12 protein-coding genes, 21 tRNA genes and 1 rRNA gene are annotated in these 14,600 nt (G+C 45.7%); 5 read left to right on the top strand and 29 right to left on the bottom strand.

The window, feature by feature from the left end; all coding sequences use genetic code 11:
* Window positions 1-20 precede the first annotated feature (20 nt).
* From menC to ACIQXH_RS19030, 6 genes are all read right to left on the bottom strand, one after another.
* Window positions 21-1,124: an o-succinylbenzoate synthase gene (gene menC, locus ACIQXH_RS19055; RefSeq protein ID WP_403125307.1), complete on the bottom strand. Its 1,104-nt coding sequence runs from the start codon at window positions 1,122-1,124 to the stop codon at window positions 21-23.
* On the bottom strand, window positions 1,121-2,602 hold the full coding sequence (locus ACIQXH_RS19050) for an o-succinylbenzoate--CoA ligase (protein WP_403125344.1): 1,482 nt from the start codon (window positions 2,600-2,602) through the stop codon (window positions 1,121-1,123). The genes menC and ACIQXH_RS19050 overlap by 4 nt, the downstream gene beginning before the upstream one ends.
* Before the next feature lie 101 nt (window positions 2,603-2,703).
* Window positions 2,704-3,522 (bottom strand): 1,4-dihydroxy-2-naphthoyl-CoA synthase, encoded by an 819-nt coding sequence (menB, locus tag ACIQXH_RS19045; RefSeq protein ID WP_402991850.1) that lies wholly within the window; start codon window positions 3,520-3,522, stop codon window positions 2,704-2,706.
* Between the two features lie 12 nt (window positions 3,523-3,534).
* Window positions 3,535-4,344, bottom strand: a complete 810-nt coding sequence (gene menH / locus ACIQXH_RS19040) for a 2-succinyl-6-hydroxy-2,4-cyclohexadiene-1-carboxylate synthase (RefSeq protein ID WP_402991853.1) — start codon at window positions 4,342-4,344, stop codon at window positions 3,535-3,537.
* On the bottom strand, window positions 4,341-6,092 hold the full coding sequence (gene menD / locus ACIQXH_RS19035) for a 2-succinyl-5-enolpyruvyl-6-hydroxy-3-cyclohexene-1-carboxylic-acid synthase (protein ID WP_403125304.1): 1,752 nt from the start codon (window positions 6,090-6,092) through the stop codon (window positions 4,341-4,343). The genes menH and menD overlap by 4 nt, the downstream gene beginning before the upstream one ends.
* Window positions 6,085-7,494, bottom strand: a complete 1,410-nt coding sequence (locus tag ACIQXH_RS19030) for an isochorismate synthase (RefSeq protein WP_403125300.1) — start codon at window positions 7,492-7,494, stop codon at window positions 6,085-6,087. The genes menD and ACIQXH_RS19030 overlap by 8 nt, the downstream gene beginning before the upstream one ends.
* A 298-nt stretch (window positions 7,495-7,792) precedes the next feature.
* On the opposite strand from ACIQXH_RS19030, the gene ACIQXH_RS19025 reads away from it, so the two are divergent.
* Window positions 7,793-8,716, top strand: a complete 924-nt coding sequence (locus ACIQXH_RS19025; protein WP_402875228.1) for a 1,4-dihydroxy-2-naphthoate polyprenyltransferase — start codon at window positions 7,793-7,795, stop codon at window positions 8,714-8,716.
* 138 nt (window positions 8,717-8,854) lie between these two features.
* Window positions 8,855-9,625, top strand: a complete 771-nt coding sequence (locus tag ACIQXH_RS19020; RefSeq protein WP_403125297.1) for a TraR/DksA C4-type zinc finger protein — start codon at window positions 8,855-8,857, stop codon at window positions 9,623-9,625.
* A gap of 85 nt (window positions 9,626-9,710) precedes the next feature.
* Here ACIQXH_RS19020 and hxlR read toward each other — a convergent pair whose 3' ends face one another.
* Complete coding sequence (gene hxlR / locus ACIQXH_RS19015) at window positions 9,711-10,076, bottom strand: transcriptional activator HxlR (protein WP_402875234.1); 366 nt, start codon at window positions 10,074-10,076, stop codon at window positions 9,711-9,713.
* Window positions 10,077-10,285: 209 nt separating this feature from the next.
* Here hxlR and hxlA point away from each other — a divergent pair, with 209 nt between their 5' ends.
* The 3 genes from hxlA to ACIQXH_RS19000 all read left to right on the top strand — a co-directional run bounded on the left by hxlA (window position 10,286) and on the right by ACIQXH_RS19000 (window position 12,345).
* The gene (hxlA, locus tag ACIQXH_RS19010) at window positions 10,286-10,918 is read left to right on the top strand and encodes a 3-hexulose-6-phosphate synthase (protein ID WP_403125294.1); all 633 of its coding nucleotides are present in this window, start codon (window positions 10,286-10,288) and stop codon (window positions 10,916-10,918) included.
* An 8-nt stretch (window positions 10,919-10,926) separates the two neighbouring features.
* Window positions 10,927-11,484, top strand: coding sequence for a 6-phospho-3-hexuloisomerase (gene hxlB, locus ACIQXH_RS19005; protein ID WP_402875239.1), 558 nt, complete (start codon window positions 10,927-10,929; stop codon window positions 11,482-11,484).
* 447 nt (window positions 11,485-11,931) lie between these two features.
* Complete coding sequence (locus ACIQXH_RS19000) at window positions 11,932-12,345, top strand: ABC transporter permease (RefSeq protein WP_402875241.1); 414 nt, start codon at window positions 11,932-11,934, stop codon at window positions 12,343-12,345.
* 191 nt (window positions 12,346-12,536) lie between these two features.
* Here ACIQXH_RS19000 and ACIQXH_RS18995 read toward each other — a convergent pair.
* From ACIQXH_RS18995 to rrf, 22 genes are all read right to left on the bottom strand, one after another.
* Window positions 12,537-12,608, bottom strand: a tRNA-Glu gene (locus ACIQXH_RS18995).
* A 3-nt stretch (window positions 12,609-12,611) separates the two neighbouring features.
* Window positions 12,612-12,702: transfer RNA gene (locus ACIQXH_RS18990), tRNA-Ser, on the bottom strand.
* A 1-nt stretch (window position 12,703) separates the two neighbouring features.
* A tRNA-Asn gene (locus ACIQXH_RS18985) sits at window positions 12,704-12,778 on the bottom strand.
* Window positions 12,779-12,789: 11 nt separating this feature from the next.
* Window positions 12,790-12,866: transfer RNA gene (locus ACIQXH_RS18980), tRNA-Ile, on the bottom strand.
* A 4-nt stretch (window positions 12,867-12,870) separates the two neighbouring features.
* A tRNA-Gly gene (locus tag ACIQXH_RS18975) sits at window positions 12,871-12,944 on the bottom strand.
* A 4-nt stretch (window positions 12,945-12,948) separates the two neighbouring features.
* Window positions 12,949-13,024 (bottom strand) — tRNA-His (locus ACIQXH_RS18970).
* Window positions 13,025-13,042: 18 nt separating this feature from the next.
* Window positions 13,043-13,118, bottom strand: a tRNA-Phe gene (locus ACIQXH_RS18965).
* Window positions 13,119-13,125: 7 nt separating this feature from the next.
* Window positions 13,126-13,201: transfer RNA gene (locus ACIQXH_RS18960), tRNA-Asp, on the bottom strand.
* 6 nt (window positions 13,202-13,207) lie between these two features.
* A tRNA-Met gene (locus ACIQXH_RS18955) sits at window positions 13,208-13,281 on the bottom strand.
* 102 nt (window positions 13,282-13,383) lie between these two features.
* Window positions 13,384-13,476 (bottom strand) — tRNA-Ser (locus ACIQXH_RS18950).
* Window positions 13,477-13,496: 20 nt separating this feature from the next.
* Window positions 13,497-13,573 (bottom strand) — tRNA-Ile (locus ACIQXH_RS18945).
* 10 nt (window positions 13,574-13,583) lie between these two features.
* Window positions 13,584-13,660 (bottom strand) — tRNA-Met (locus ACIQXH_RS18940).
* 31 nt (window positions 13,661-13,691) lie between these two features.
* Window positions 13,692-13,767 (bottom strand) — tRNA-Ala (locus ACIQXH_RS18935).
* Window positions 13,768-13,785: 18 nt separating this feature from the next.
* Window positions 13,786-13,862, bottom strand: a tRNA-Pro gene (locus ACIQXH_RS18930).
* Window positions 13,863-13,872: 10 nt separating this feature from the next.
* Window positions 13,873-13,949 (bottom strand) — tRNA-Arg (locus ACIQXH_RS18925).
* A 9-nt stretch (window positions 13,950-13,958) separates the two neighbouring features.
* Window positions 13,959-14,047, bottom strand: a tRNA-Leu gene (locus ACIQXH_RS18920).
* Window positions 14,048-14,059: 12 nt separating this feature from the next.
* Window positions 14,060-14,134: transfer RNA gene (locus tag ACIQXH_RS18915), tRNA-Gly, on the bottom strand.
* An 8-nt stretch (window positions 14,135-14,142) separates the two neighbouring features.
* Window positions 14,143-14,224: transfer RNA gene (locus tag ACIQXH_RS18910), tRNA-Leu, on the bottom strand.
* Window positions 14,225-14,236: 12 nt separating this feature from the next.
* Window positions 14,237-14,309 (bottom strand) — tRNA-Lys (locus ACIQXH_RS18905).
* A 21-nt stretch (window positions 14,310-14,330) separates the two neighbouring features.
* A tRNA-Thr gene (locus tag ACIQXH_RS18900) sits at window positions 14,331-14,406 on the bottom strand.
* 15 nt (window positions 14,407-14,421) lie between these two features.
* Window positions 14,422-14,497 (bottom strand) — tRNA-Val (locus ACIQXH_RS18895).
* A gap of 9 nt (window positions 14,498-14,506) precedes the next feature.
* Window positions 14,507-14,600, bottom strand: a 5S ribosomal RNA gene (gene rrf, locus ACIQXH_RS18890); the annotation flags it as partial.

Here is a 14,600-nt window from a genome sequence, read left to right as displayed (position 1 = left end):
CTATTGCATCGGGGTTTTCATTACTTATAAACGACCCTATAGCTTGTCAGTTCATCCAACCGCTTCTCACGGATGTCAAAACCGATTCCCGGTTTGTCCGGAACCTTAATGACGCCATTTTTCACGATGACTTCCGGTTCGATGATGTCATGCTCCCAATAACGTGACGAGGAAGAAATATCTCCCGGAATCGTGAATCCTTTTAACGTGGCCAGTGCAAGATTATGGGCACGTGATATGCCAAACTCGATCATGCCACCACACCAAAGGGGAATATCCTGCTCCACACAAAGATCATGAATCTTGACCGCTTGCGACCAACCTCCGACCTTTGCCATTTTGATCGTAATCACTCCGCAGCTCTTTAGCATCAGCGCACTTTTCGCATCATGGTAGGAATTGATGCTTTCATCAAGGCAAATCGGTGTCTTTAGCCGTTTTTGCAAAATGGCATGTTCGACGATATCATCATGCCCAAGAGGCTGCTCGATCATCATAAGCTGAAAGTCATCCAGCTTTTGCAGATGCGGGACATCCGAAAGCGAGTAGGCCGAATTCGCATCCACCATCAAGGGGATATCTGGATAGGCCCTCCGGATTTGCGTCAGGTATTCCGTATCATTTGCTGGATTGATCTTGATTTTATAGCGTCGATAGCCGACCGCCAAGCCTTCCTCTATTTGCCGGAGTGCATCCTCTATGTGATCCGAGGCAACGACGACCCCAGCATCCACTTCGGTTCGTTCCCCGCCGAATAGCTTTCCGAGATAGATGCCCTCTTGCTTGGCATACAGATCCCAGATTGCCTGTTCCAAGGCCGACTTTGCCATGGCATTCCTTCTGATACCGCTCCAAAGACCCGCAAGCTGATTGGGATGCTTCAAATCGAATGCCAAAGTCTTAGGAATCAGGAAGTCCTCCAACATATGAAAACAGGTTTTCACCGTTTCCTCGGTGTACCATGGACTCGAAAACGGCACTGCCTCCCCGTATCCAATAATCCCATCTTGATCTCGTGCTTCGACAACGATGACTTCCCGTTCCGTCACGGTTTCCAGATGGGTCGTGAATGGCCGCTTTAAAGGGGCCTTCACGAGCCTTAAAGTGATGGATGCCAACTTCATTTCTGGTCCCCCCATCGCTTCTTCAGTTCCCTCCGCAGCAGCTTACTTGCACCATTGCGTGGCAGTTCTTCAAGAAATAATACGTTGCGGGGAATTTTATAAGCAGCTAGCCCCTCTCGGCAATGGGCCAACAGCTCAGCTTCGCTAACTTCCATGCCTTTATGCCTGACAACGAAAGCAAGCGGCACCTGCCCCCATGTTTCATGATCGATACCGGTGACACCCGCCTCGAAAACGGCTGGGTGCGTACTTAGGACATTCTCGATCTCGGCTGGATAGACATTCTCCCCTCCAGAAATGATTAAGTCCGAACGCCGGTCAAGCACGTATAAAAACCCTTCTTCATCAAGGTAACCCAGATCCCCCGTGTAAAGCCAGCCCTCTGAAATCGCTTGCTCTGTCGCATCCAAACGATTGAGATAGCCTTTCGTTACATTCGGACCCGATACGACAATCTCACCCGGTACACCCGGTCCGCATATCTTGCCGTCCTTCTCTATCCTTAGTTGGGAAGCGAACAAGGCCTTACCGGCAGACCCAACCTTTGTCATCGCATTTTCCGGGGCAAGTGTCACGATTTGCGAAGCTGTTTCCGTCATGCCGTAGGTCTGATAAACGGGTATTCCTTTTTCCCTGCAGGCTTCGAGCATATGTACAGGTGCAGGGCCTCCGCCTAGCAGTGCGCAACGAAATGTTTCCGGATAACGCGCAGCACCAAGGTCATGCAGCATTCTATTCAACATCGCCGTCACAACCGATATCATCGTCACACCATTATTCAAGATGGCTCGGTTTGCCTCATGTTCATCGAATTTCTCGACCAACACGACTTTCATACCATAGATTACACTTTTCATCAGAATCGATAACCCGCTTATATGAAAAATCGGGACTGCACAATACCAGCTGTCCTCTTCCCTCAAGCCAAGGTTCAATACGGAGCCGACCGCGCTCCACCAGTGATTGCCGAACGATTGGATGACGCCTTTTGGATGGCCCGTCGTACCCGATGTATACATGATCGTCGCAGTATCTTCCAGATAGAAGGCATCGCGTATATCAGCGGTTCCTTGTGCAGGCAACTCTTCTTTAAAAAGAACCTCTACATCCGGAAGCAACGATTGGATCCCGGAAAGCTTTTCGATAAACCCTTCTTCCGAAATCAGCCTCATTGACTCGCTGTCCTTGATTTGCCAAGATAATTCCCTGACCGTCAGCTTATTATTGAGCACCACGATTTTCGCGCCCAAATAAAAGAGTGCATGAATCATGACGACGCTATCAATATGATTCCGAAGTAAAACCGCGCATGGTTCACCAGCCTTTATCCCACTAGCTGCCAATTTCCCCGCCATATTTTCCGTCAACCTATGTAATTCAAGAAACGTATACGTGCTCCCTTCAAACTCGATCGCCGGACGGTCAGGTGATAAATGAGCACGGTTTTTCAGCCAATTCGGCAATTTCTCTTCAGTCATCCAAGAGCCCTCTCCTTTTCCTTTGTATATAGAAAACAGCTCGACGAATAATTCCGCCAAGCTGCCCCCTAATCTAACCACTCATTCTCTTACTTTTTTCATTAAGGGAAACGAGGGAATTGTCCGAAGTCTGGATCACGTTTTTCTTTGAACGCGTCGCGGCCTTCTTTTGCTTCATCTGTTGTGTAGTATAAAAGAGTTGCGTCTCCAGCAAGTTGTTGAAGTCCAGCAAGTCCATCTGTATCGGCGTTCATCGCTGCTTTTAAGAAACGAAGCGCTGTTGGGCTCTTCTCAAGCATTTCCTCACACCATTTAACTGTTTCGGCTTCTAATTGATCTAGAGGCACAACTGTGTTGACTAAGCCCATATCCAATGCTTCTTGTGCATTGTATTGACGGCATAGGTACCAGATTTCACGCGCTTTCTTATGTCCAACGATACGAGCTAGGTAACCTGAACCGTAACCGGCATCGAAGCTTCCCACGTTCGGACCAGTTTGACCGAAGACCGCATTGTCAGCAGCGATTGTTAAGTCACAAACGACATTCAATACATTACCGCCGCCAATTGCCCAACCTGCAACCATCGCTACGACCGGTTTTGGAATCACACGGATTAAGCGTTGTAAATCAAGTACGTTCAGGCGTGGGATATTATCTTCCCCAACATATCCGCCATTCCCGCGTACCTTTTGGTCTCCACCTGAACAGAAGGCTTTTCCGCCTACACCTGTCAAAATGATAACACCGATGCTTGCATCATCACGTGCTCTAGCAAAAGCATCAATCATTTCTGCAGTCGTCTTTGGCGTGAATGCATTATGTACATGCGGACGGTTAATCGATACTTTTGCAATGCCATTATACTTCTCGTATAAAATTTCGTCATATTCACGAATAGTTTCCCATTGAATTGTCATCGTATTTCCTCCTTAATTTCGCTTTAAAAACCCATTTATTATTTTACCAAACTTTTGCCCATCTTCCACATGAATTGCATGCCCGACGTCATTAATTTTTTTCCATTCGACATTTTTCAATCGACTTTGCATCATTTCAGCGATATGGCAGAATTTTTCATCCAATTCACCTGTCACAAGCAACACGGGAAAATCCAGGGTCTCAAGATTTTCCCAATAGGATGGTTGGTTTCCTGTCCCCATGCCGAGCAAGCTGTTCGACAGACCGATCGGTGTATTTGCGAGTCGTTGCTGTCGAATGGCAGTTTGTATATCTGTGGACAACCTTTTTTGGGTTTCAAACAACGGGATGTTTTCCCACTGTTCGACAAACGCTTCCATGCCATGTTCAAGGATTCGCTTGGCAAGCTTCGCATCGTTGCCCCTGCGGTGTTCTCGCTCCTCTTCTGTCCTTAGACCCGGAGAGGAACTTTCCAGCATCAATGTATGAACATACTCTGGATACAAGCAAGAGAACGCCAATGCTAATCTGCCACCCATCGAGTAACCAAGGATATGGGCTTTTCGCAGCTTCAATTTCTCTAGAATAAGCTTCAAATCCTTTGCTACTTGCTCCATCCCATACCGCTGGAAATCATCAGGCGCCATCGTTTCCCCATGGCCGATGATATCAACCATGATCAAAGAATAGCGGTCCTGCAACATGGGAACAAGAAAGTCCCATGTATCCCGGTTCCCGGTGAACCCATGTAGACATACTATAGGTTCACCATTTCCCGCTATTTCAACAGCATATGTGACATCTCCACTGACAATTTTCATGAAATTTCCCCATCAAGCACCCGCTTTATTTCCTGGGAAACAAAACTCCACAAATTTCGATGGGTTTGCATATTGGATTCCCGCTCTGTAGGCACTTCAATGATTTTCAATCCAGGTATTTCAAAGGAATCCGTAAACACTTGTTTTAATTCATCCCAATTCCGCACCTTGTTATATTTCCCTCCATAAAGCAAAGCAGCATGGGAGAAATCAAGTCCGTGCGGCGTTCCGAATAACGTTTCGAAATGTTCCTTCTCTTTCGCCTGTGGAAGGAAGGAGAAGATCCCTCCGCCATCATTGTTGATCAACAGGACCGTGATGTTCTGCTTTTGCAGTTTGGCTGCAAGCAATCCGTTCATATCATGGAAAAAGCTTAAATCACCTATGGCCAGCACCGTATTTTCGGTAACCGTGCTCACCCCGATTGCCGTGGAAACGACACCATCAATTCCGTTTGCCCCACGGTTCGCCATCGTCTTGATGCTTTTCTCGTTGTTTAAAAAGAACGTATCCAAATCCCGGATAGGCATACTGTTCCCGACAAATATGGTCGAACCTACCGGCATCATGTCCTGGAGTAAGGAAAAGAGCTTTCCTTCACTCAACTCCGATTCATCCTGGATGGAAGATAAGGCTTTCTTCGTCGCTCCATTGATGGATTGCCACAAACCAAGCCAGTCTCTGTCTGTTGCTTCAGGTAATTTTTCACCGATGCGATGACAAAAGTCGACTTCATCACAATAGATCATGCTCGTGGCCAATCCAGCCGGTTCACGCCATCCTGCACCACCATCGATGACCAATGTCAAAGCCTGCTTTTGTTTTTTCAAGAATAAAAGCAGGGGCTTCGAAACTGGCATCGAGCCGAATCGAAGCACGACATCCGGTTGGAATGCAGCCTTGGCAGCTTCATCGCGCAAAAATGTATCATAAGCCTCGATGATGGCGTCTTTGTCATGTGTACCGCTCCGTAACTGAGAAAGCGGGTCAGCCAGTATCGGGAACCCAAGCTTGTCTGCTAATGTGATGATGGCATCCTTCATCTCTGGGTTCCTAAGTTCCCCACACACGATGATGCCTTGTTTTGCTTTTGACAAAGTAGAGGTCAATCCGTCTAATTGTGCGGCCGTTAGTGAGCGTATCCCACTATCGATCATCACAGTCGGCGTTTCCTTACTTTGCCTATATTCCTTGGCTTGTTTTAAATCTGGAATGAGTGGCTCACGTAAAGGGAAGTTCAAGTGGACAGGTCCTGAAGGTTCCATGGATGCCGTCGCTACCGCTCTCGCCCCAATGGTCCTCGCATACCGGATCATTTCATCACTGCTCTCCGGAAGCGCCATCTCGACAAACCACTTCACTTGTTTTCCATATAAATTGATTTGGTCGATGGCCTGTGGAGCTCCGACATCTCGCAGTTCATGGGGGCGATCAGCTGTCAGGACAACTAGGGGCACCCTTGAATAGAAAGCCTCAATGACGGCAGGATGAAAGTTCGCCGCAGCCGTTCCGGACGTACAAAGAAGTCCGACTGGTTCTTTTAATGCCTTAGCCAATCCAAGAGCAAAAAAAGACGCCGAACGCTCATCGACATTAATATGTACCTGAATATCAGGATGTTCCACCATCAATAAAGCAAGAGGTGTAGAACGTGAACCAGGGCTCACGACCACATGCTTCATTCGATTTTGTGCCAGCTCATCGACAAATGAAGCAGCATAGGCTGTCAATGCATCTCGGTCATTCATTCATTTTTCCTCCTAAAGCACTTAACATCGGGTTGAATTTAATCCCCGTTTCCTGGAATTCACTTTCCGGTGTGGAATCTTCTACCACGCCACATCCTGCAAAAAGCGATGCCTCATTGTCCTGTAATAGTGCGGAACGGATTCCAACCGCGAATTCACCGTTCCCCTTCGAATCCACCCAGCCGAGTGGTCCCGCATAAAAGCCTCGTTCCAGACCTTCTATTTCCCGAATGCGTGTGACAGCTTTCTCTTTTGGAAGCCCACCCAATGCCGGCGTTGGATGGAGATTCTCGACACACTCGAAAATAGTCGTATCCGCTTTACACGTACCTTTCACCGGTGTAAACAAATGCTGTATATGACGGTTCTTCATCAACTTCGGTCCTGATGGAATGATGACCTCATCACATACGGCTTCAAAAGCGTTGGTAATCATCGAAACGACGTACTTGTGCTCTTGTAGATTCTTTTGATCCAAAAGAAGTTCATTACCTAGACGAGTATCCTCTTCTTCGGTTTTCCCCCGGCCCATTGATCCGGCAAGACAAGTTGAAAAGACTTCATTTCCCTGCTTTTTGATTAATCGCTCAGGAGTGGCCCCGACAAAACAGTCACCGCCTGCCTCTAAACAGAAAATATAGCTCATCGGCTGCTCGGCAAGCAGTTGCTCTAGAACCTGTTTCGAATCGATGGAGCGTTCAAACACAAGGCGCAATTCCCTTGCCAGAACGATCTTATCAAGATCCGTCGTCTTAATTTCCTCAACGGCCCGCGCAACGGTCTTCTTCCATGCCTCAGGTTCGACTTCCTTCTGCTCAACAAAGACATTGGCCGGTATTTCGCCATCATCCAAGTTTTCGGTAAGGAATGCTTCCCTTTCGTTTATCATATCTATGAAGAGTTTTTCTGAATCATCCGGCGAACAAAGTAGGTTTGTCGTTAAGTAGGCCTCCCCCTCCACTATCGATAGCATGAAGGCAGGTATATAGAACAGATTGTCCCCAAATTGATTCCATAGGAACGAACTGTTGGTTTCATAATCAAAAGAAAAGCCCCCAAATAGCAAAGGGCCGGTCGCATCCACATCGGTCACTCCTGTTGTAACAGCAGTATTCTGCAGCTTGATCCAGCTCATTTCAACTTCTCTATAACGGTCGGCATTTGGTGCCTCCTGGATTTTCTTAACGTTGCCTAAACCAGTAATGGTTATATCTTTTGCGGGATCCTGCCAAAAGAAGCGTTCACCCTTATACCGTTCTCTTCCAGCTTGATAAAATGAAAGGGGGTTGTTGCACTCTATTTTCTTAATATGACTGAATAGAACTTGTTCATTCAAGTTCTTCGCCTTTTGTATGGCCATAGCCAGTCCCTGAAACCGTTCAGTTTCTTTCGAGATAGCCAAAAATATCCCCCCAAATCGTACATTTTAAAAGCTTTTTAACCTATTTAAAGATACACCTCCGTTTAACCTCATGTCAATAAAACCACCCTCGAACAGACAAATCATGCCTGCTTTTTTCCTTATTATATGATTCTTAGATAATGATGTAGCATCTCCTTCAATTTGGAAGTCCCGGCTCATCAAATCCCTTCGACACGCTCGAACACTTTTCCTACATTTTATAGGATATCCTTTTGTGAACAAATTCAATCTTTGTTATAATTTTAAGGTACTGATCATGATTTTGAGGAGAGAAATAATGCACACAGAATACGACGAGCTTCCCCTTAAACGAACCTGGAAAATCTGGTGGGAGTTAATTCGTCCACATACACTTACCGCAGCTTTTGTTCCCGTCCTGCTTGGAACCGTCCTTGCCTTGTTAGAGGATGGCGTAAATTGGTTATTATTTGCGGCCATGATGATCGCAAGCATCCTTATTCAAGCTGCAACGAACTTATTTAATGAATACTATGATTTCAAAAGGGGCCTTGATACCGAAGAATCAGTCGGCATCGGTGGCGGTATCGTCCGTCATGGCATGACCCCGAAGCTGATCATGACCTTGGCCCTTAGCATGTATGGAATCTCTCTTTTACTAGGAATCTATATTTGCGCCGCTTCATCTTGGTGGATTGCCGCTGTCGGCCTTGTTTGCATGCTGGTCGGCTACCTTTATACCGGAGGTCCGCTACCGATATCATACACACCATTCGGGGAACTTTTTTCCGGTCTATTCATGGGCTTCTTGATCATCTTGATCGCCTACTTCATCCAGACCGGTACAGTTTCTTCCTTAGCCATCCTGATTGCCGTACCAAGCGGTGTTCTTGTCGGGTTGATCAATCTATCGAATAACCTTCGGGACCATGACGGCGATAAGGCCCATGGCCGCAAAACGATGCCTGTCGTTATGGGAAGGAAAAATGCACTAACTTTCATGTCCGTCATGTTTGCATTCTGTTATGTGTGGGTTGTCGGACTGATTCTCTTGGGAGACGTAACACCTTGGATCCTGCTTTCTTTCCTAAGCATTCCGAAGGCCCTGACTGCCATCAAAGGCTTTGCAGGTAAAACGGAAGCCATCACAATGGTGCCAGCGATGAAAGCAACGGCACAAACGAATACGTTCTTCGGTTTACTGATGTTCATCGGTTTACTCATCCATTATTTCATTCAATAAACGCAAAGCTTTAAACCCCGTGCATGGTGCATGGGGTTTTTTCGTTGTTTCCCACCCCGCTGATTCGGGTACTTACTAATAACTACACAAAAAACAACGATGAAACCATAATCGTACTTATAAAAGGAGAGGAAACCAATGGCGACTGAAAAACAAATCCTGAAATTAAAAGAAGAACTGTTAAGTGAAAAAGAACAGCTTCAACAAAGAATCAAGAATGATGAGACTGTAACCAAACAGTCACAAACCGACTTTTCCGGCGAAATCTCTTCCTATGATAATCACCCCGCCGACTTAGGCACCGAGCTTTTCGACAAGGAAAGATATCAAGCCATCAATGAGCACGCGGAAGAGGAAATCGGAAAAATCGATCTTGCCCTAGAAGCCATAAAAGAAGGAACATACGGTGTTTGTAAGGAGTGCGGCAAAGATATCCCATATGAACGGCTTGAAGTGGTTCCTTCCACCTTATATTGTATCGAGCATACGCCAGAACAAAAAGTCCATGACGACGTGACCGATGAATATAGGCCAGCTGAGGAAGATATCCTGATCCCTTCTAAGGGAGATAACTTTGAGAACAGGCGCCACTCAGATACAGACGACGAAAATACGGTCAAAGAGGACAGTTTCGGTGAAGTCGCCCAATTCGGAACATCAGACACTCCGGCAGACTATCAGCATAATCGCACAAGCTATAACGAACTTTATGATACAGAAGACGATACCGAGACATTCCCTGAAGACTATGAAGGATATGCAGCCAATGATATAGAAGGAAAAAATCGTCAAGTCGTATCCAACGAGAACAAAGAAGAATACGAAGACATGCTCGATGACCGGAAGATTGATTCTAAAATGGGCAATATCCCTTACAAGAAGAAAGACAGCTATATAGATGAAAAATAAAAAAGTGCCAGACCTTGTACAGAACTTTGTACGGGGTCAGCACTTTTTTAATGCTATCCTTATAAGGCTTAAAAGAAATCGTTTTCTACTTGATACTCTCTTTACTATCTTCTTGGCCTCCAACGACATTCTCCATATAATTTTTACCCCAATTATACATCGAATCAAGAATCGGCATCAGGCTTTCTCCTTGTTCTGTCAGAGAGTATTCCACTTTGGGAGGTACGATTGGATAGACCTCGCGATGAACAATAAGATCTTCTTCCAGTTCTCGAAGCTGGTTAACCAGCATTCTTTGAGTGATGCCCGGCATAAGTGCCTTCAATTCACCAAAACGCTTGGTCCCCTGCTTGCCTAAGTGCCATAAAATAAGCATCTTCCATTTGCCCCCTATAACAGATAGGGTCAATTCCTTCTCACAATTGAATGTTTTATTCTCTAGCCTTGTCATCTGAATTACCTCCATATTTATAATCCTAAATCCCATAGTATACTTTTTAACACTATGTATAATAAAAGTGCGTACTAACAAAAATATTATACTTAGTATATGATACATTGTATAGTCAAGATGATTTTCTTGCTGTGCATTGAATGAACGTGAGAGGTACATACTTACTGTGCAACATACTAAAACATACTAGTGGGAGTGAAGGATAAATGGAATTACAATTGGCATTGGACTTAGTAAACATTCAAGAAGGAATTGAATTGGTTAAACAGGTGGAAGAATATATAGATATCGTAGAAATCGGTACACCGGTAGTTATTAATGAAGGGCTTCGGGCTGTTAAAGAAATGAAAGAAGCTTTCCCTTCTTTAAAAGTATTAGCTGACCTTAAAATTATGGATGCAGCCGGTTACGAAGTGATGAAGGCATCTGAAGCTGGCGCTGATATCATCACGATTCTTGGTGCAGCTGAAGACATGTCCATCAAAGGCGCTGTTGAAGAAGCTAAAAAACAAGGCAAAAAAATCCTTGTTGATATGATCGCTGTGAAAGATCTTGAAACACGTGCGAAAGAATTGGATGCATTTGGCGTCGACTATATCTGTGTGCACACTGGCTACGATCTTCAAGCTGTTGGAAAAAACTCTTTTGAGGACCTTCAAACCATTAAACGCGTTGTAAAGAATGCAAAAACGGCTATTGCAGGCGGCATAAAATTAGATACACTTCCGGAAGTCATTAAAGTACAACCTGACCTTATCATTGTTGGCGGAGGCATCACTGGACAAGATGATATTAAAGGGACAGCAGCCCAAATACAAGAATTAATTAAACAAGGCTAATAAGTATCATGCAGACTTCTCAATATATGGCTAAAATCATACAAGAGCTAAGTCGTTCAGTAGACTTAATAGCTGACGAAGAAGCTGAACAATTGGTTAATCGGATTCTTGAAGCAAAGAAAGTTTTTGTAGCAGGTGCAGGAAGATCCGGGCTGATGGGTAAATCCTTTGCCATGCGAATGATGCATATGGGGATAGATGCATATGTATTAGGTGAAACCGTCACCCCCACCTTCGAAAAAGATGACCTTTTAATCCTTGGAACCGGTTCGGGAGAAACAAAAAGTTTGATTTCCATAGCAGAGAAAGCAACGAATATCGGTGGAACCATTGCTACCGTAACCATTTCCCCCGAATCGACCATTGGAAAATTGGCGGATTACTCAATAAAGCTGCCTGGTTCACCAAAAGACCAGTCGGAAGGTCATTACCAAACAATCCAACCGATGGGCTCTCTATTTGAGCAGACTCTTTTACTTTTCTTCGATAGCGTCATTTTAAGGATAATGGATAAAAAGGGATTGGATACGAATAAAATGTATGGCCGACACGCAAATCTCGAGTAAAAAGTGAAATATAAAAAGACCGCAAGAAATTCTTCTGAATTTACTTGCGGTCTTTTTTTTGTAAAAGGATTACAGGCTCCTATATATTCTATAAATTAAGATACCGTCCAGTGACGGAAGACATATTATATGCCCATCCTAATAAAAGGTCTCTTCCTTTATAGAGGGAAACATCAAACTTATAGAAAAAAGACTCCTACGATGTAGCTGACCACCCTATATAGGTTTGATTAGCTTCTTAAGTGTACTCAACTTTTGGGAGTTACTCTATCAATTTAGAGTAATCAATCCTATATTTTTAAGTTCTCCATTGCAAATGGTACAGGTCGGATATCAACTAGCTGTAAGCGGTGTACTTTTGGAAAATTTGGCATTCACACTTAAGAATTTTTTCGTAGGATTCATTCTAGCTGCTTTCGTAGGGATAGGCATCGGACTAATTACTGGATGGTACAAACCTTTAGGTATAAAGCTTTTGATCCTTTTCTAACCGCAATGCTAGGTACCCCTCGCATTGTCCTACTGCCTTTAATCATGGTATGGGTGGGAGTCGGATTTCCTAGCAAAGTATTACTCGTCTTTCTCGAAGGTGTATTCACGATTATTCTCAATACCATGTCCGGTGTACAGAATCTTGACCCCAATCTCACAAGAGTGACAAAGGCTTTCGGAGCTTCTCAGCTTCAAACTTTCCTTACGGTCGCTCTTCCAGGTTCTTTACCCCAAATTGTATCTGGATTACGTGTAGGAATCGGGCAGTCCTTGGTTGGTGTAATTGCTGCTGAAATGTTTGTTTCAACGGGGGGAATAGGCTATTTTATTGCACAGCCTTCAGCGAACTTAACATTGATAGAGTATTAGTAGGAATAGGAGTGATCATTATGGTAGGAATGCACATTACGCAATCGGTTAAATAGATAGAATTAGCTTTATTAAACATCGGATTGATTAAATACATCTATAATAAGTAAATAGACTGCATCAACCTTGTCGCATCTCTTCAAGAAAAACAGTCATAAAAAAAGAAGCATACATAAGTATGCTTCTTTTTATGACCCGTACGGGAATCGAACCCGTGTTACCGCCGTGAAAGGGCGGTGTCTTAACCGCTTGACCAACGGGCCGAATGGCGGAGAAGGAGGGATTTGAACCCTCGCGCCGCTCGCGCGACCTACACCCTTAGCAGGGGCGCCTCTTCAGCCTCTTGAGTACTTCCCCATGGCTCCGCAGGTAGGACTCGAACCTACGACCGTTCGGTTAACAGCCGAATGCTCTACCACTGAGCTACTGCGGAACAATAAAATATGGTGGGCCTAAATGGACTCGAACCATCGACCTCACGCTTATCAGGCGTGCGCTCTAACCAGCTGAGCTATAGGCCCATATTGGAGCGGGTGAAGGGAATCGAACCCTCATCATCAGCTTGGAAGGCTGAGGTTTTACCACTAAACTACACCCGCAAAATGGGGCGACTGATGGGAATCGAACCCACGAATGCCTGAACCACAATCAGGTGCGTTAACCACTTCGCCACAATCGCCGTAATATGAAATTGTAATGGTGGCTCAGGACGGAATCGAACCGCCGACACAAGGATTTTCAGTCCTTTGCTCTACCGACTGAGCTACTGAGCCTAAAAAATGGCGGTCCCGACGGGAATCGAACCCGCGATCTCCTGCGTGACAGGCAGGCATGTTAACCGCTACACCACGGGACCTAATGATTGCGGGGACAGGATTTGAACCTGCGACCTTCGGGTTATGAGCCCGACGAGCTACCGGACTGCTCCACCCCGCGACGGTAATAATGAATCATTTTGCACCAAGTTTTCATGAATACTGTTTTTTTACTTCCTAATATGTAAGGTTGTTTTAAAACAACTTGTTGCTTTTAAAAAAATGGAGGAGGTAGAGGGATTCGAACCCCCGCGGGATTTGACTCCCCTGTCGGTTTTCAAGACCGATCCCTTCAGCCGAACTTGGGTATACCTCCATGGCTAAGAAAAAATTCTATGGTGGACCTTGTAGGACTCGAACCTACGACCGGACGGTTATGAGCCGTCTGCTCTAACCAGCTGAGCTAAAGGTCCTTATATTTATTGGTAGCGGCGGAGGGGATCGAACCCCCGACCTCACGGGTATGAACCGTACGCTCTAGCCAGCTGAGCTACACCGCCAAAATAATATAAGTTTTCTTTTTTGAAAAAATGGTGGAGCCTAGCGGGATCGAACCGCTGACCTCCTGCGTGCAAGGCAGGCGCTCTCCCAGCTGAGCTAAGGCCCCATTTCATTAAAAATCACATGGTCGGGAAGACAGGATTCGAACCTGCGACCCCTTGGTCCCAAACCAAGTGCTCTACCAAGCTGAGCTACTTCCCGCAAAAAAACATGGTGCGCCCGGCGGGAGTCGAACCTACAACCTTCTGATTCGTAGTCAGATGCTCTATCCAATTGAGCTACGGGCGCATATTAAGATGGTGCCGAGGACCGGAATCGAACCGGTACGGTAGTCACCTACCGCAGGATTTTAAGTCCTGTGCGTCTGCCAGTTCCGCCACCCCGGCACATACGAAAAGTGGAGCGGAAGACGGGATTCGAACCCGCGACCCCAACCTTGGCAAGGTTGTATTCTACCACTGAACTACTTCCGCATGAATGATGCGGGTGAAGGGACTTGAACCCCCACGCCTTGCGGCGCCAGATCCTAAGTCTGGTGCGTCTGCCAATTCCGCCACACCCGCATGAAAAAATGATGAGCCATGAAGGATTCGAACCTTCGACCCTCTGATTAAAAGTCAGATGCTCTACCAACTGAGCTAATGGCTCATGCTTGTCTTACTATAAAAATGGTGCCGGCAAGAGGACTTGAACCCCCAACCTACTGATTACAAGTCAGTTGCTCTACCAGTTGAGCTACACCGGCAGGTGTAAAAAATAATGGTGGAGGATGACGGGATCGAACCGCCGACCCTCTGCTTGTAAGGCAGATGCTCTCCCAGCTGAGCTAATCCTCCATATTATATGCTTGGCGGCGTCCTACTCTCACAGGGGGAAACCCCCAACTACCATCGGCGCTGAAGAGCTTAACTGCCGTGTTCGGAATGGGAACGGGTGTGA

Origin of the sequence: Peribacillus sp. NPDC097225 (assembly GCF_044761955.1) — a bacterium.
GTDB lineage: Bacteria > Bacillota > Bacilli > Bacillales > DSM-1321 > Peribacillus.
Note: the sequence above shows the minus strand (reverse complement) of the source record. Positions and strands in the feature narration are given on the sequence as shown.

Bases quoted from the DNA above. Each gene is read 5' to 3' on its own strand.
- menH (WP_402991853.1), bottom strand. From the start codon at position 4,344: ATGAAAATTGTCAGTGGAGATGTCACATATGCTGTTGAAATAGCGGGA.
- ACIQXH_RS19000 (WP_402875241.1), top strand. From the start codon at position 11,932: ATGGTACAAACCTTTAGGTATAAAGCTTTTGATCCTTTTCTAACCGCA.
- menC (WP_403125307.1), bottom strand. From the start codon at position 1,124: ATGAAGTTGGCATCCATCACTTTAAGGCTCGTGAAGGCCCCTTTAAAG.
- menD (WP_403125304.1), bottom strand. From the start codon at position 6,092: ATGAATGACCGAGATGCATTGACAGCCTATGCTGCTTCATTTGTCGAT.
- menB (WP_402991850.1), bottom strand. From the start codon at position 3,522: ATGACAATTCAATGGGAAACTATTCGTGAATATGACGAAATTTTATAC.
- ACIQXH_RS19050 (WP_403125344.1), bottom strand. From the start codon at position 2,602: ATGACTGAAGAGAAATTGCCGAATTGGCTGAAAAACCGTGCTCATTTA.
- ACIQXH_RS19025 (WP_402875228.1), top strand. From the start codon at position 7,793: ATGCACACAGAATACGACGAGCTTCCCCTTAAACGAACCTGGAAAATC.
- hxlA (WP_403125294.1), top strand. From the start codon at position 10,286: ATGGAATTACAATTGGCATTGGACTTAGTAAACATTCAAGAAGGAATT.
- ACIQXH_RS19020 (WP_403125297.1), top strand. From the start codon at position 8,855: ATGGCGACTGAAAAACAAATCCTGAAATTAAAAGAAGAACTGTTAAGT.
- hxlR (WP_402875234.1), bottom strand. From the start codon at position 10,076: ATGACAAGGCTAGAGAATAAAACATTCAATTGTGAGAAGGAATTGACC.
- hxlB (WP_402875239.1), top strand. From the start codon at position 10,927: ATGCAGACTTCTCAATATATGGCTAAAATCATACAAGAGCTAAGTCGT.